Here is a 15,288-nt window from a genome sequence, read left to right on the forward strand (position 1 = left end):
GGAGCCCCGCCATGAACCCCTTCCTGCACGATCCCGTGGCCGTCCCCTTGCCGGCCGTGCCTCGCCCTTCCCGCCGCAACCCGCCGCGCTGGCCGCTGGTGGGGGCGCGCCAGCCCGGCCGCGCCGGGCAGCCCCCGGCGCGCCGCGCCATGGCGCATGCGCTGGGCCGTTTCGCGGTCGCCGGCGGCCTCAGCCTGGCGGCCATGCCCGCGCAGGCACTGGACGTCAACGCTGCCACGGCGGAACAGCTGGAATCGCTGCGCGGCGTGGGGCCCAGCACGGCCCGGATCATCATCCAGGAGCGCGAGCGCGCCGGCCGGTTCGAATCGCTGGAAGACCTCTCCGACCGGGTGCGCGGCATCGGCCGCAAGCGCCTGCGCAGCCTGCAAGCGGCCGGGCTGGTGGCAGGGCCGGGCATTCCGGTGCTGGTTCCGGGGGGCGCCGCCACGCCGCAGTTCGCGCCCGCGCTGCCCAGCCTGTCAGCACCCTGAACGCCGCGGGCGGTATCCCTGGCGCGGGCGCGGCTTTCGCGCCACGTCCGCACGGCAGCGGTTATCATCGGCCGATGGCTACCTCATCCTATCCCACCATCGAACAAACCGTCGGCAATACGCCGCTGGTCCGCCTGCAGCGTATTCCCGGCGCGGCGGGCCAGGCACGCGGCAATGTCATCCTGGCCAAACTGGAAGGCAACAATCCGGCCGGCTCGGTCAAGGACCGGCCGGCGCTGTCGATGATCCTGCGCGCCGAAGAGCGTGGCGAGATCAAGCCGGGCGATACGCTCATCGAAGCCACCAGCGGCAATACCGGCATCGCGCTCGCCATGACGGCCGCCATGCGCGGCTACCGCATGGTGCTGATCATGCCGGACAACCTGTCGGTCGAGCGCCGCGCCGCCATGGCCGCCTATGGGGCCGAACTGATCCTCACGCCCGCGGACAAGGGCGGCATGGAATACGCCCGCGACCTGGCCACCAGCATGGAGGCCGAGGGCAAGGGCAAGGTGCTGGACCAGTTCGCCAATCCCGACAACCCGCGCGCCCACATCGAGGGCACCGGCCCCGAGATCTGGGCGCAGACCGAAGGCCGCGTCACCCACTTCGTCAGTGCCATGGGCACGACGGGCACCATCATGGGCGTGTCCACCTACCTGAAGTCGCGCAATCCCGCGGTGCAGGTGGTGGGGGCCCAGCCGGCCGAGGGCTCGCAGATCCCGGGCATCCGCAAGTGGCCCGAAGCCTACCTGCCGAAGATCTTCGATCGCAGCCTGGTGGATGCCTATGAATCCATCGGCCAGGCCGAGGCCGAAACGATGGCCCGCCGCCTGGCCGCCGAAGAGGGCATTTTCGGCGGCATTTCATCGGCCGGCGCGCTGGTGGCGGCCCTGCGCGTGGCCGAGCGGGTCGAGAACGCGACTATCGTGTTCATCGTCTGCGACCGCGGCGACCGCTATTTGTCGACCGGCGTATTCAACGAGCGCCGCTGACGGGGTTGTTGCTTTCAGATGTCTGACACCCGGCGCGGCAGTGGCCGCATGCCTGGGGTGTCTCGTCGGGTGCCAGGCGCCTGCAGCGTGAAGCCGGGCGCCTGCGCGGCGGGTCATCTGCCCATGCGTTGTTCGAGCGCGGCCGCCAGGTCGGCCACCGCGGTGGCGTAGAAATAACTACGGTTATATTGCGTCAACGCAAAAAAATTCGGCGTTGCGGTTCGGTACTGTACGGTGCCGCGCGCCTCTTCTTCCAGGTCCACCACGCCCAGCGGGCGCTCCTGCCAGCCATTGCCGCTGGCGCCGGGCGCCAGGCGCGCGCCGGCGGCCCGCAGCGATGCCCAGGTCTGCGTGGGCTCGAGCCCGCCCGAGGCCAGCGCGGATGGGTCCGGCGGCAGCACCACCGGCGCGAATACCGGCAGGCCGCGCTGCCAGCCATGCGCGACCAGGAAATTGCCGACCGACATGACCGAATCCGCGACGCTGTTGGTCAGGTCGATATGGCCGTCGCCGTCGCCGTCCACCGCGAAGCGCATGATGCTGCCGGGCATGAACTGGGGCATGCCGATGGCGCCCGCATAAGAGCCGGTCGCCTCGAGTTCGAGCTTGCCGCGCAGCGCCAGCGTGATGAAGTCCCCCAGTTGCCCGCGGAACATATCGGCGCGCTCGGGGCGGCTGGGGTCGGGATAATCGAATGCCAGGGTGGCCAGGGCGTCGAGTACGCGGAAGTTGCCCATGTTGCGCCCGTACAGGGTTTCGACCCCGATGATGGAAGCGATGATCGAGGCGGGCACGCCATAGCGCTGGGCCGCCTGGTTCAGCAGCGCCGCGTTTCCCTGCCAGAACTGCACGCCCCAGCGGATGCGCTTGGGCTCGACGAAGCGCGCGCGGTAAGTGAGCCAGCTGCGCCATATCTTGCGCCCCGGGGGGGACGGCGCGATCAGGCGCGCCACGGTGGCGTTATAGCGGGCGTCGGCCAGGGCGGCCGTGATCTGGTCCAGCGGCAGGGCCTGTTCGTCCGCCAGTTGGCGGGCGTAGGCGCGCGCTTCGGGCCGCAACTGGCCGGTGGATGTCAGCGCGGCCGGCGGCTCGCCGGGCGGCTTGGCCGGGCCGATGCGTATCGGGGCGCCGCCGGAAGGGCGCTGGGGATGGGCCTGGTCGTGGGGCTGTGAGCCGGACGGCGGGGCGCTCGCGCATCCGGCCAGGAAAAAAGCAATCGTGCCGATTTGCAGGAATTGCCGACAGATGAACATAATCTTCCTTTATGGAGACCATGTATCTTACCCACCCCGCGTGCCGGCTGCATGAAATGGGCAGCTGGCACCCCGAAAGCCCGCAGAGGCTGGATGCGATCGCCGACCAGCTGCTGGCCAGCGGCCTGATGCCTTTCCTGGCGGAGCGCGAGGCGCCCGCCGCTTCGCGCGAGGCGATCCTGCGCGTTCATACGGCGGGCTACCTGGCCAGCCTGCATGCCCGCTCGCCCGCCGAGGGCTACAGCACCATCGATCCCGACACGATGATGAACCCGCATACCTACGAGGCGGCGCTGCACGCCGCCGGCGCGGGCATCGCCGCCGTCGACGCGGTCATGGCGGGGCAGGCGGCCAATGCCTTCTGCGCGGTGCGCCCGCCCGGCCATCATGCGCGCCGCGAGCAGGCCATGGGCTTCTGCTTCCTGAATAACGTCGCCATCGCGGCGCAACACGCCATCCATGCGCACGGGTTGCGCCGCGTGGCCATCGTCGATTTCGACGTGCACCATGGCAATGGCACCGAAGAGGCCTTCGCGGGGGACGACCGGGTACTGATGTGCAGCATCTTCCAGCACCCGTTCTTTCCCAACAGCGGCACCACGCGTCCGGCCGCCAACATGGCCAATGTGCCGGTCCCGGCCTATACCGACGGCGCCGAGGTGCGTTCGGTGGTGCGCGATGTCTGGCTGCCGCGCCTGCAGGCCCACGCGCCCGAGCTGATCCTGGTCTCGGCCGGCTTCGACGCCCACCGCGAGGACGACATGGGCCAGCTCGCCCTGGTCGAGGCCGACTACGCCTGGATCACCGAGCGCATCGTCGAAGTGGCCGACCAGCACGCCCAGGGCCGGATCGTCAGCCTGCTGGAAGGCGGTTACAACTTATCAGCCCTCGGACGGAGCGTCGTCGCCCACATACGGGCGCTGGCAAAGTTGTAGAATCAATGAATTGTGCAATGCGGGGTCGGCTTGGGCCGGCCGGTTAATCATAGTTAGGAGGCTGCTGGATGAAGGTGTTGGTACCTGTCAAGCGCGTGGTTGACTACAACGTCAAGGTGCGCGTCAAGTCGGATCAAACGGGCGTGGATATCGCGAACGTGAAGATGTCCATGAACCCGTTCGACGAGATCGCGGTCGAGGAAGCCACGCGCCTGAAGGAAAAGGGCGGCGCCACGGAAGTGGTGGCGGTGTCGTGCGGCGTGGCGCAGTGCCAGGAAACCCTGCGCACGGCCATGGCCATCGGCGCGGACCGCGGCATCCTGGTGCAGACCGACGCCGAACTGCAGCCGCTGGCGGTGGCCAAGCTGCTCAAGGGCCTGGTCGAGAAGGAACAGCCGCAACTGGTCATCCTGGGCAAGCAGGCCATCGATGACGACGCCAACCAGACCGGCCAGATGCTGGCCGCGCTGCTGGACTGGCCGCAGGCGACCTTCGCCAGCAAGGTCGAGCTGGGCGACGGCGAAGTCTCGGTCACGCGCGAAGTCGACGGCGGCCTGGAAACGGTCAAGCTAAAGCTGCCGGCCATCGTCACCACCGACCTGCGCCTGAACGAGCCGCGCTATGTCACGCTGCCCAACATCATGAAGGCCAAGAAGAAGCAGCTGGACACCGTCACGCCCGAAGACCTGGGTGTCGATCCCGCGCCGCGCCTGAAGACGCTGAAGGTCACCGAGCCGCCGGCGCGCAAGGCTGGCATCAAGGTGGCCGACGTGGCCGCGCTGGTCGACAAACTCAAGAACGAAGCGAAGGTGCTCTAAGATGACGACCCTGGTTATTGCCGAACACGACAACGCCCAACTGAAGGGCGCGACCCTGAACACCATCGCCGCGGCCGCCAAGCTGGGCGGCGACGTGCACGTGCTGGTGGCCGGCAGCAATGCCCGCGCCGTGGCCGACCAGGCCGCGCAGGCCGCCGGCGTGGCCAAGGTGCTGCTGGCCGACGCGCCGCAACTGGCCGAAGGGCTGGCCGAGAACCTGGCCGCGCAGGTGCTGGCCGTGGCCTCCAGCTACAGCCATATCCTGTTCCCCGCCACCGCCTCGGGCAAGAACGTGGCCCCGCGCGTGGCCGCCAAGCTGGACGTGGCGCAGGTCTCCGACATCATCGGGGTGGAATCGGCCGACACCTTCCAGCGCCCGATCTACGCCGGCAACGCGATTGCCACGGTGCAGTCGGCCGACGCGGTCAAGGTCATCACGGTACGAACCACGGCGTTCGACGCGGTGGCCGCCACGGGCGGCTCGGCCGCGGTGGAAGTGCTGGAAGCGGTGGCTGATTCGGGCAAGTCGTCGTTCGTGGGCCGCGAAGTGGCCAAGAGCGACCGTCCGGAACTGGCCGGCGCGCGCGTGGTGGTGTCCGGCGGACGCGGCCTGGGCAGCGCCGAGAACTTCAAGATCCTCGACCCGCTGGCCGACAAGCTCGGCGCGGCGCTGGGCGCATCGCGCGCAGCCGTCGACGCCGGCTACGCGCCCAACGACTGGCAGGTGGGCCAGACCGGCAAGATCGTCGCGCCGCAGCTGTACGTGGCGGTCGGCATCTCGGGGGCCATCCAGCACCTGGCGGGCATGAAGGACTCCAAGGTCATCGTGGCCATCAACAAGGACCCGGAAGCGCCGATCTTCGGCGTGGCCGACTACGGCCTGGTCGGCGACCTGTTCCAGGTCGTGCCGGAACTGGCCAACGCCCTGTAACACGCGGGGCGCCGCGCCGGGCGCGCCATGCCGGGTCTTCCCGGCCGGCGCGCCCGGCGTTTTTTCATTGGCGGCCGCGGTTCGCCCGTCCCTGCGCGACGCCGTCGCGCAAGGTCTCAGTACAGCGCCTTGCAGCCTTGCCAGGCGCCTTGCGCGACCAGCCGCTTGATCTCTTCTTTGCACAATTCCACCACCTGTTCCACGGCCGGCGTGGGCGGCATGCTGGCGCTGGCGCACAGCACCAGTTCGCGCGCCAGCCCCATGTCCAGCGCATGCGCGGCGATGGCGCCGTCGGCGATGTCCGAGTGGGCGGCCGAATAGGGCAGGATCGTGGCCGCCATGCCGTGCCGCACGGCCGGTATCAGGATCGCCGAGGTGCTGGCTTCGGCGAACAGATTGCAGGTCAGGCGCGCCGTCAGGAATGCATGGTCCACCCGTGCGCGCAGCGTGTTCGGCAGGCTGGGCAGGATCAGCGGCAGATGGTGGAAATCGGCGATGGACAATTTGCGGCGCGGCAGCTTGACGCCAGCCCCGGTCAAAAGAAAAAGCTCTTCGAGCAGCAGCGGCGTGCATAGCAGGCCCTGCATGGGTTGCTGGTCCGGCGACAGCGAGAAATCGATGCGCCCCTGCAGCACCAGCTTGGTCAGGTCGGCGCTGGGGATGTCGACGATCTCCAGCACCACCGAAGGCAGTTCGGCCTTGACCCGCTGCATCAGCGGCAATGACAGCATGCGCGCGGTGCTGGAGGCCAGGCCGATCGATACGGTGCCGGTGACCTGGTCGGCCGCGCGGGCCAGCAGGCTGCGCGTGGCGTCCACCTGGCGCAGGATGGTCTGGGCGTGGCGGTACAGCAGCAGGCCTTCGGCCGTAGGCTGCACGCCCTTGGCGCCGCGCACCAGCAGCCCGACGCCCAGGGCTTCTTCCAGCAAGGCCATTTGCTGGCTGAGCGCCGGCTGGGCCAGGTGCAGGCTCTCGGCCGCGCGCGTCATGTTGCGCAATTCGACGACGCGCACGAAGTATTTGAGTTGACGCAGGTTCACAAGGAATAAGTTTAACTTATGGTTTGATCGTTAAATCGTATTTTTTCGCTTGGCCAGGCCTGCCTAGAATGGCTCGCATTCGAGAGGAGACGAGCCATGAGCCTGCCGTTGGCCGGACTGAAAGTCCTGGACCTGACCCGCGCCCTGTCGGGGCCATTCAGTACCATGACACTGGGCGACCTGGGCGCCGAGGTCATCAAGGTCGAGCCCACGCCCGAGGGCGACATGGTGCGCCAGTGGGGCCCCTTCGACGACGACATAAGCGTTTATTATCTGAGCGCCAACCGCAACAAAAAGGGCATCGGCGTCGATTTCCGCCATCCCGAGGGCCTGGCGCTGGTACGCAGGCTGGCATTGGGCTGCGACATCGTGGTGGAGAACTTCAAGGTCGGCACCATGCAGCGCATGGGCCTGGGGTACGAGGCGCTGGCGGCCGAGCATCCGGGCCTGATCATGGCGTCGATCTCGGGCTTCGGCAGCCGCGGGCCGGCCCGCGACTGGGCCGGTTTCGACCAGATCGCGCAGGGCTATTCCGGCTTCATGAGCCTGACCGGCACGCCGGAGTCGGGGCCCACCCGCGTGGGCACCGCGATCGGCGACCTGGCCGCCGGCCTGTGGCTGGTGATCGGCATCCTCGCCGCCGTGGTGCAGCGCAACCGCACCGGCCGCGGCCAGCATGTGGAAACCTCGCTGCTGGCGGCGCTGATGGCATTGCTGAGCGTGCAGGGCCAGCGCTACCTGAGCGTGGGCGAGGTGCCGCGGCCTTGCGGCAATGTCCATCCTGTCATCGCGCCGTACGGCACCTTCGAGACGGCCGACGGCCCGCTCAACCTGGCGCCCGCGACCCAGGCGATGTGGACCCGGCTGTGCGGCATCCTGGGCCTGGAGCGCCTGACATCCGACCCGCGCTTCCTGACCAATGCCGACCGCATGCAGCACCGCCATGAACTGAAGCAGGAACTGGAAACCGCGCTGAAGCGCCGCACGCGCATGGAGTGGACGCCGCTGATGATCGAGAACGGCATTCCGGCCGGGCCGATCAATACCCTGGACGATGTGTTCGCCGACCCCCAGGTACGGGCTTGCGGATTGGTGCAGGCATTGCGGCATCCGCTGCTGGGCGAGCTGCGTCAGGTCGGCCTGCCGCTGGACCTGGGCGGCGTGCCGCCGGAGGCGGCGGCGCGGCAGGCGCCGCCGGTGTTCGGCCAGCACACCCGTGAAGTGCTTGCCTCGTTCGGCCTGGCGCGGGACGAGATCGAGCGCCTGCTGGCCGGGCGCGTGCTGCACCAGGCGGCCGAACCGGCGGAGGCATCATGAGCGCCGCCGATACGCCGCAACTGACCGTGGACGGCCCGGTGGCGACAGTGCGGCTGCGCAAGCCGGCGGTGGCCAACCGGCTTAGCCCGCAAGACCTGGAGACGCTGCGCGCGCACCTGGCAACCGTCAATAGCGACGAGCGCATCCTGGTGCTGCGCTTCGTGGCCGAGGGCAAGTATTTCTGCAGCGGCTATGACATCTCGTCGCTGGCCGCCGACAGCGCGCCCAGTTCGCTCTACTTCGGCGCCACCATCGACCTGCTCGAGGCGGCTCGGCCGGTGACCATCGCCGCCGTGCAGGGCGGCGTCTACGGCGGCGGCACCGACCTGTGCCTGGCCTGCGACTTCCGCCTGGGGACGCCGCAGGCTGACATGTTCATGCCCGCGACCCGGCTGGGCCTGCATTTCTATGCGGGCGGCATGACCCGCTATGTGACTCGCCTGGGCCTGGACCAGGCCAAGCGCCTGTTCCTGACCGCCGACCGGATCGGGGCGGAGGAAATGCTGCGCATTGGCGTGTTGACCGAGCTCGTGGCCGCCGACGAGTTAGGCAGCCGGCTGCAGGCGCTGACCGGACAACTGGCCGATATGGCGCCGTTGGCGCTGCTGGGGGTCAAGCGGCACCTGAACCTGATCGCGCGCGGACAGATCGATGCACAGGAGATCGAGCAGGCCGTACTGCGCTCGGAACGCTCGCGCGACATCGCGGAAGGCGCGCGGGCCTGGAAGGAGAAGCGCAAACCGCGATTCACCGGCCACTGAGGCCGCAACGGCCGGGCTTGGCGGCCCGGCCGCACGAATAACCAAGAGGAGACAGACATGCACATTCAACGCGCCGCGCGCGCCGCAGGGCGCGCGCTGATGCTGGCCGGCGGGTTGCTGGCCGCGGCGGCCCAGGCGGCCACCGACTATCCAGCCAAGCCGATCACACTGGTGATCGGCTTTCCGCCCGGCGGCGGGGCCGACCATGTCGGGCGGGTATACGCCAACAGCCTGTCCAAGGTGCTGCGCCAGCCCGTGGTGGTCGAGAACCGGCCGGGCGCCGGCTCGACAATCGGCGCCAGCCATGTGGCGCGCGCCGCGCCGGACGGCTATACCCTGTATTTGGGCAATTCCAGCGTGATGGGCAGCGACAGCGTGCTCTACAAGGTGGATTACACCCCGGACGATTTCGTCCCGGTGGCCCAGCTGACGACCGGCCCCATGGTGCTGATCGCCAACGCCGGCCTCGGGCTGGCAAGCGTGCAGGACTTGCTGGACAGGGCGCGCCGCCAGCCCGGCGAACTGAATGTGGCGTCTTCCGGCAACGGAGTCATCACGCACCTGGCGGCGGTGGAGTTCATGCAATTGACCGGGACGAAGCTGATGCACATCCCGTTCAAGGGCGGCGCCGCGGCGACGCAGTCGGTGGCGGCCGGGGAGACTGATATTTCCTTTGCCACCGCGCCGTCGGCCAAGGCGGCCATCGACACCGGCAAGGCGGTGGCCCTGGCGGTGACGTCGGGCCAGCCATCGCGGCTGCTGCCGTATCCCGCCATCGCCGCCGCGGTGCCGGGCTACGACCTGTCCAACTGGTGGGGAGTGTTCGTCCCCCGGGGCACGCCGCAGCCGGTCGTTCAAACGCTGTTCGAGGCCACCCGCAAGGTGCTCGACGAGCCAGCCGTGCGCCAGAGCCTGGCCGCCGGCTATGAGGAAGTCACGCCCTCGGCATCGCCGGCCGCGTTCGGCGAGTTCGCCCGCAAGGAGGGTGCCAAAGGTTTAAGATTGGCCCGGGAGAGCACCGCAACCGCCAACTGATCCTGGAGACACAATGCCCTACGTCACCCCGTTGCAGGATTTCCGCTTCGCGCTCAAGGCGCTGGCCGGACTGGACGACATCCTCAAGCTGCCCGGTTTCGAAGAAGTCACGCCGGACCTGGTCGATGCGATCCTGGACGAGAACGCCCGCTTCGTCGAGCAGGCCATCGTGCCGCTGAACGTGCCCGGCGACCAGCAGCCGCCCCGCTGGGAAGACGGACGGGTGACGACCACTCCCGGGTTCCGGCAGGGGTTCGCCGACTACGCCGCCAGCGGCTGGCAGGGCTTGCAGCACCCGGCGCAATGGGGCGGGCAGGGGTTGCCCAAGCTGGTGGCGGCCGCTCCCAGCGAAAACATCCAGGCCGCCAGCCTGGCGTTCTCGCTGTGCCCGATGCTGACCGACGGCGTCATCGAGGCCCTGCTGACGGTGGGCTCGGATGCGCAGCGGCAAGCCTATGTGCCCAACCTGATCGCCGGCAAATGGACCGGCACCATGAACCTGACCGAACCGCAGGCCGGCTCGGACCTGGCCCAGGTGGCGACCCGGGCGGTGCCGCAGGCCGACGGTACCTACCGCCTGAGCGGGCAGAAGATCTTCATCACTTACGGCGAGCACGACCTGGCCGAGAACATCATCCACCTGGTGCTGGCCCGCACGCCCGACGCGCCGGCCGGCGTGAAGGGAATTTCGTTGTTCATCGTGCCGAAGTTCCTCGTCAACGCCGACGGCAGCCTGGGGCCGCGCAACGATGTCTGGTGCGCATCGCTCGAACACAAGCTGGGCATCCACGGCAGTCCTACCGCGGTGCTGCTGTACGGCTCGGGCAAGGGCGACGCCGGCGAGGGCGCCGTGGGCTACCTGGTGGGCGAGCAGAACCGCGGCCTTGAATACATGTTCATCATGATGAACGCGGCGCGCTTCGGGGTGGGGCAGCAGGGCATCGCCGTGTCCGAGCGCGCCTATCAGCACGCGCTGGCGTACGCGCGCGAGCGCGTGCAAGGCCGCGCCGTGGAAGGGTCGGCAGGGCCGGTGCCGATTGCCCGGCACCCGGACGTGCAGCGCATGTTGCTGACCATGCGCGCCCTGACCGAGGCCGCGCGGGCGGTGTCGTTCGTGGCGGCGGCCGCGCACGACAAGGGCACGCATCATCCGGATGCCGAGGTCCGCGCGCGCAACCGGGCCTTCTATGAATACCTGGTGCCCATCGTGAAGGGTTTTTCCACCGAATCGGCCGTCGAGGTGGCGTCGCTGGGTATCCAGGTGCATGGCGGCATGGGCTACATCGAAGAGACCGGGGCGGCCCAGTACTACCGCGACGCGCGCATCCTGCCGATCTACGAAGGCACCACCGCCATCCAGGCCAACGACCTGGTCGGCCGCAAGACCCTGCGCGATGGCGGCGCCACCGCTTACGCCTGCATCGCGGCCATGCGCGATACGCTCAAGACGCTCGACGCCGAGACCGGCCGCGCCGATGCCGACGACCGTGAAGGGCTGTGCCTGCTGCGCGACAACCTGGACCAGGCCATCCAGGCCTACGACGGCGCCGTGGCGTTCATACTGGAACATGCCCAGTCGCACATCCGGGCCATCTACGCGGCCAGCGTGCCGTACCTGATGCTGGCGGGCACGGTGCACGGCGGCTGGCAGATGGCGCGCGCCGCGCTGGCGTGCCGGCGGCAGCTGGCCGAGGGTTCCACCGACCCGTTCTACCGTGCCAAGCTGGCCACCGCGCTGTTCTATGGCGCGCAGATCCTGCCGCGCGCCTTGAGCCTGTCGGCCGCGGTCCGCGCGGGCACCGTCGCGGACGCCTGCGGCGCGCAATCGGATATTGCATAAGGTTATATAACTTGCGTATTTCCGGCGATACGAGTTTGATGTAAGAATCGTCTGATGCCGATCCCCGTGCGCCGGGGTCGCTTTGCAGGTCGCCGGCCAGCGCGGCCGGCGGCGCCAACCGCCAGGAGACTTTCATGAGCCAACTTCGCCTGGGCGATACCGCCCCCGACTTCGAGCAGAAATCGTCCATCGGCCCGATCCGTTTCCACGAGTACCTGGGCGACAGCTGGGGCGTGCTGTTCTCGCACCCGGCCGACTTCACGCCAGTGTGCACCACCGAGCTGGGCTATACGGCCAAGCTGGCCGACGAGTTCGCCAAGCGCAACGTCAAGGTGCTGGCGCTGTCGGTGGACGGCGTCGAGTCGCACACCAAGTGGATCGACGACATCAACGATACCCAGTCGACCAAGGTCAATTTTCCGATCATCGCCGACGACGACCGCAAGGTGGCCGAGCTGTACGACATGATCCACCCGAACGCCAGCGCGACCGCGACGGTGCGTTCGGTGTTCATCGTCGACCCGGCCAAGAAGGTGCGCCTGATCATCACCTATCCGGCCAGCACCGGGCGCAATTTCAACGAGATCCTGCGCGTCATCGACTCGCTGCAACTGACCGACAGCCATAGCGTGGCGACGCCGGTCAACTGGGAAGACGGCGATGATGTCATCATCGTGCCGTCGCTGCAGGACGAGGCGGTAATCAAGCAGAAATTCCCCAAGGGCTACAAGGCGGTGCGGCCCTACCTGCGCATCACGCCCCAGCCGAATAAGTAAATAACCGTGGCGCTGATGGGGCGTGCGCGCCCCGTCCGCGCCAGGTGCCGCCTCCGCGCCCGCATGGGCGCGGTTTTTTTGCCCGTCGAACACGCCCCTTCGCGGCGCCCGTGGTGTTCGAGGGCGGCAAGGGCGCCGCCGCGGCCGGCCGCTTTATTGCTGGCAGCGATGAGCAACCAAAAAATGATTCGTTCCGTTTAGCTTGTCCGCCCCGCACACTTGCATGCATCGCTCATACGCACCGGATGCAGGCATGCTGAAGAAAAAGAAACTCTGGACCGCCCTGGCCGCCGTGGCCGCGACCTTCGTCCTGGGATTGCCGGCGCAGGCGCAGGACAAGCAGGCCCTGCTGAATGTCTCGTACGACCCGACGCGCGAGCTGTACCGCGAAGTGGACGAGGCCTTTGCCAAGGCATACCAGGCCAAGACCGGCGTCGAACTCACCATCCGCCAGTCGCACGGCGGTTCCGGCAAGCAGGCGCGCTCGGTCATCGACGGGCTCGATGCCGACGTGGTGACCCTGGCGCTGGCCTATGACATTGACGCCATCGCCGCCCGCGGCCTGTTGCCCGCCAACTGGCAGAGCCGCCTGCCGCGCAACAGTTCGCCGTATACCTCGACCATCGTGTTCCTGGTGCGCAAGGGCAATCCCAAGCAGATCCAAGACTGGAACGACCTGGTCAAGGATGGCATCGAGGTCATCACGCCCAACCCCAAGACTTCGGGCGGCGCGCGCTGGAACTACCTGGCCGCCTGGGCCTATGCGCTGGAGCAGAACGGCGGCAGCGCCGACCGGGCCAAGGAGTTCGTCGGCGAACTGTTCCGCCACGTGCCGGTGCTGGATACCGGCGCGCGCGGCGCCACCACCACGTTTGTCGAGCGCGGCGTGGGCGACGTGCTGCTGGCGTGGGAAAACGAAGCTTTCCTGGCGCTGAAAGAACTCGGCCCGGACAAGTTCGACATTGTCGTGCCATCGCTGTCGATCCTGGCCGAGCCGCCGGTGGCAGTGGTGGACAAGAACGTCGACCGCAAGGGCACGCGCGCCGCGGCGCAGGCCTACCTGGAATTCCTGTACACCCCGCAGGCCCAGGAGATCATCGCCCGCAATTACTACCGGCCCACCGACGAGCGGGTGGCCGCCACGTTCGCCAGCCAGTTTCCCAAGGTGAAGCTGGTCACCATCGACGACCCCATCTTCGGCGGCTGGCAGCGGGCGCAGCAGACGCATTTCAACGATGGCGGCACTTTCGACCAGATCTACCAGCCTGGCAACAAATAGCGGACCACGACGGAATGGAATCATGAGCACAGCTTCGATGGCAGCCGCGGGCGCGACGATGCCCGCCGGCCGGCGGCGCAACCGGCCCGGCGTCCTGCCGGGCTTCGGCATTTCCATGGGATACGCGGTGCTGTACCTGAGCCTGCTGGTGCTGATCCCGCTGGCCGCCTTGCCGATCAAAAGCGCCGGCCTGGGTTGGGCGGGCTTCTGGGACACCGTGACCGCGCCGCGCGTGGTCGCCTCGTACCGGCTGACGTTCGGCGCCGCCTTGCTGGCCGCGCTGGTGAACCTGGTGTTCGGCATGCTGGTGGCCTGGGTGCTGGTGCGCTACCGCTTCCCGGGCAAGAAGATCCTGGATGCGCTGGTCGACTTGCCGTTCGCGCTGCCCACCGCCGTGGCCGGCATTGCCCTGACGGCGCTGTATGCCAGGAACGGCTGGTTCGGCGGCCCGCTGGAGCAATGGCTGGGCCTGAAAGTGGCGTTCACCCCGCTGGGCATCGTCGTGGCGCTGATCTTCATCGGCATTCCATTCGTGGTGCGCACGGTGCAGCCGGTGCTGGAGGACATCGAGCGCGAAATCGAGGAGGCGGCCGCCAGCCTGGGCGCCAGCCGCTGGCAGACCATTCGCCGCGTGCTGCTGCCCACCGTGTTGCCGGCGCTCTTGACCGGCTTCGCCCTGGCATTCGCGCGCGCGGTGGGCGAGTACGGCTCGGTCGTGTTCATTGCCGGCAACCGTCCCATGGTGTCGGAAATCACGCCCTTGCTGATCATTTCCAAGCTGGAACAGTATGACTACGCGGGCGCGGCCGCCATCGCCACCGTGATGCTGGTGCTGTCCTTCGCGCTGCTGTTGCTGATCAACCTGCTGCAGGGCTGGCAGGCCCGGCGCGCCGGGAGGTTCGCATGACCCCCGCCGCGCCCGGCCGTCCGGACCACCTGACCGAGCCGCGCTGGGTGCGCGGCGCGCTGCTGGCGCTGGCGCTGGGCTTCCTGGCGCTGTTTTTGCTGGCGCCGCTGGTGGCGGTGTTCGCCGAGGCTTTCAAGAAGGGCTGGCAACTGTACCTGGCGGCGATCGCCGAGCCGGACGCCTGGAGCGCGATCCGGCTGACGCTCTGGGTGGCCGCGATCTCGCTGCCGCTGAACCTGGTGTTCGGCGTGGCGGCCGCCTGGGCCATCGCCAAGTTCCAGTTCCGCGGCAAGCAGTTCCTGATCACGCTGATCGACCTGCCTTTTTCGGTGTCGCCGGTGGTGGCGGGCCTGGTGTTCGTGCTGCTGTTCGGCTCGCAGGGCTGGCTCGGGCCCTGGCTGCAGGAGCACGACCTGAAGGTCGTCTACGCGGTGCCCGGCGTGGTGCTGGCTACCTTGTTCGTCACTTTTCCCTTTATCGCTCGCGAGCTGATCCCCTTGATGCAGGCCCAGGGCAGCGAGGAAGAGCAGGCGGCGCTGACGCTGGGCGCCAGCGGCTGGCAGATCTTCTGGCGCGTCACCCTGCCCAACATCAAGTGGGGCCTGCTGTACGGCGCCATCCTGTGCAACGCGCGCGCCATGGGCGAGTTCGGCGCGGTGTCGGTGGTGTCCGGCCATGTGCGGGGCCTGACCAACACCATGACGCTGCACGTGGAAATTCTCTACAACGAATACCAGTTCGCGGCCGCGTTCGCCGTGGCCTCGCTGCTGGCCCTGCTGGCGCTGGTGACGCTGGTGGTCAAGAACCTGGTCGAGTGGCGCAGCGCCCGTCCGGACGCCGCCGGCGTCCCGATGGAGCGGACGGCCGCGCCGGCCGCCGCGCCCCGTCCGGCAACGGCATGAAGGAGCTC

Annotated in this window: 15 protein-coding genes; 13 read left to right on the forward strand and 2 right to left on the reverse strand. The window is 68.3% G+C overall.

Features of this window, described 5'->3' with window-relative positions:
• Nucleotides 1-11 precede the first annotated feature (11 nt).
• Together ACKTT0_RS16210 and cysM are read left to right on the forward strand one after the other, a co-directional pair.
• Nucleotides 12-491, forward strand: coding sequence for a ComEA family DNA-binding protein (locus ACKTT0_RS16210; RefSeq protein ID WP_407850849.1), 480 nt, complete (start codon nt 12-14; stop codon nt 489-491).
• Nucleotides 492-565: 74 nt separating this feature from the next.
• Entirely contained in the window at nt 566-1,486 is a 921-nt protein-coding gene (gene cysM / locus ACKTT0_RS16215) for a cysteine synthase CysM (RefSeq protein WP_407850850.1), read from the forward strand.
• A 113-nt stretch (nt 1,487-1,599) separates the two neighbouring features.
• Here cysM and mltB read toward each other — a convergent pair whose 3' ends face one another.
• Entirely contained in the window at nt 1,600-2,739 is a 1,140-nt protein-coding gene (mltB, locus tag ACKTT0_RS16220) for a lytic murein transglycosylase B (protein ID WP_407850851.1), read from the reverse strand.
• 11 nt (nt 2,740-2,750) lie between these two features.
• Between mltB and ACKTT0_RS16225 the strand changes: the two genes are divergently transcribed.
• The 3 genes from ACKTT0_RS16225 to ACKTT0_RS16235 all read left to right on the forward strand — a co-directional run bounded on the left by ACKTT0_RS16225 (nt 2,751) and on the right by ACKTT0_RS16235 (nt 5,423).
• Nucleotides 2,751-3,674 carry a histone deacetylase family protein gene (locus tag ACKTT0_RS16225; RefSeq protein WP_407850852.1) on the forward strand — a complete coding sequence of 308 codons (924 nt, stop codon included), beginning with the start codon at nt 2,751-2,753 and terminating at the stop codon, nt 3,672-3,674.
• Between the two features lie 68 nt (nt 3,675-3,742).
• Entirely contained in the window at nt 3,743-4,492 is a 750-nt protein-coding gene (locus tag ACKTT0_RS16230) for an electron transfer flavoprotein subunit beta/FixA family protein (protein WP_028354219.1), read from the forward strand.
• Nucleotide 4,493: 1 nt separating this feature from the next.
• Nucleotides 4,494-5,423: an electron transfer flavoprotein subunit alpha/FixB family protein gene (locus tag ACKTT0_RS16235; RefSeq protein WP_407850853.1), complete on the forward strand. Its 930-nt coding sequence runs from the start codon at nt 4,494-4,496 to the stop codon at nt 5,421-5,423.
• Between the two features lie 116 nt (nt 5,424-5,539).
• Here ACKTT0_RS16235 and ACKTT0_RS16240 read toward each other — a convergent pair whose 3' ends face one another.
• Nucleotides 5,540-6,463, reverse strand: a complete 924-nt coding sequence (locus ACKTT0_RS16240; RefSeq protein WP_407850854.1) for a LysR substrate-binding domain-containing protein — start codon at nt 6,461-6,463, stop codon at nt 5,540-5,542.
• Between the two features lie 96 nt (nt 6,464-6,559).
• On the opposite strand from ACKTT0_RS16240, the gene ACKTT0_RS16245 reads away from it, so the two are divergent.
• The 8 genes from ACKTT0_RS16245 (at nt 6,560) to cysW (ending at nt 15,280) form a co-directional block, all read left to right on the forward strand.
• A complete protein-coding gene (locus tag ACKTT0_RS16245; RefSeq protein ID WP_407850855.1) occupies nt 6,560-7,780 on the forward strand; it encodes a CaiB/BaiF CoA transferase family protein in 1,221 nt (406 codons plus the stop codon).
• Nucleotides 7,777-8,541 carry an enoyl-CoA hydratase/isomerase family protein gene (locus ACKTT0_RS16250; RefSeq protein ID WP_407850856.1) on the forward strand — a complete coding sequence of 255 codons (765 nt, stop codon included), beginning with the start codon at nt 7,777-7,779 and terminating at the stop codon, nt 8,539-8,541. The genes ACKTT0_RS16245 and ACKTT0_RS16250 overlap by 4 nt, the downstream gene beginning before the upstream one ends.
• A gap of 57 nt (nt 8,542-8,598) precedes the next feature.
• Nucleotides 8,599-9,576: a tripartite tricarboxylate transporter substrate-binding protein gene (locus ACKTT0_RS16255; RefSeq protein ID WP_407850857.1), complete on the forward strand. Its 978-nt coding sequence runs from the start codon at nt 8,599-8,601 to the stop codon at nt 9,574-9,576.
• A 13-nt stretch (nt 9,577-9,589) separates the two neighbouring features.
• Complete coding sequence (locus tag ACKTT0_RS16260) at nt 9,590-11,416, forward strand: acyl-CoA dehydrogenase (protein ID WP_407850858.1); 1,827 nt, start codon at nt 9,590-9,592, stop codon at nt 11,414-11,416.
• 134 nt (nt 11,417-11,550) lie between these two features.
• A complete protein-coding gene (locus ACKTT0_RS16265; RefSeq protein WP_028354212.1) occupies nt 11,551-12,192 on the forward strand; it encodes a peroxiredoxin in 642 nt (213 codons plus the stop codon).
• Between the two features lie 253 nt (nt 12,193-12,445).
• The gene (locus tag ACKTT0_RS16270) at nt 12,446-13,471 is read left to right on the forward strand and encodes a sulfate ABC transporter substrate-binding protein (RefSeq protein ID WP_407850859.1); all 1,026 of its coding nucleotides are present in this window, start codon (nt 12,446-12,448) and stop codon (nt 13,469-13,471) included.
• A 22-nt stretch (nt 13,472-13,493) separates the two neighbouring features.
• On the forward strand, nt 13,494-14,378 hold the full coding sequence (gene cysT / locus ACKTT0_RS16275; RefSeq protein WP_407850860.1) for a sulfate ABC transporter permease subunit CysT: 885 nt from the start codon (nt 13,494-13,496) through the stop codon (nt 14,376-14,378).
• A complete protein-coding gene (gene cysW, locus ACKTT0_RS16280; protein ID WP_407850861.1) occupies nt 14,375-15,280 on the forward strand; it encodes a sulfate ABC transporter permease subunit CysW in 906 nt (301 codons plus the stop codon). The genes cysT and cysW overlap by 4 nt, the downstream gene beginning before the upstream one ends.
• Nucleotides 15,281-15,288: the final 8 nt, after the last annotated feature.

This window comes from Bordetella saccharivorans, from assembly GCF_045862855.1.
Lineage (GTDB): Bacteria > Pseudomonadota > Gammaproteobacteria > Burkholderiales > Burkholderiaceae_B > Bordetella_A > Bordetella_A petrii_F.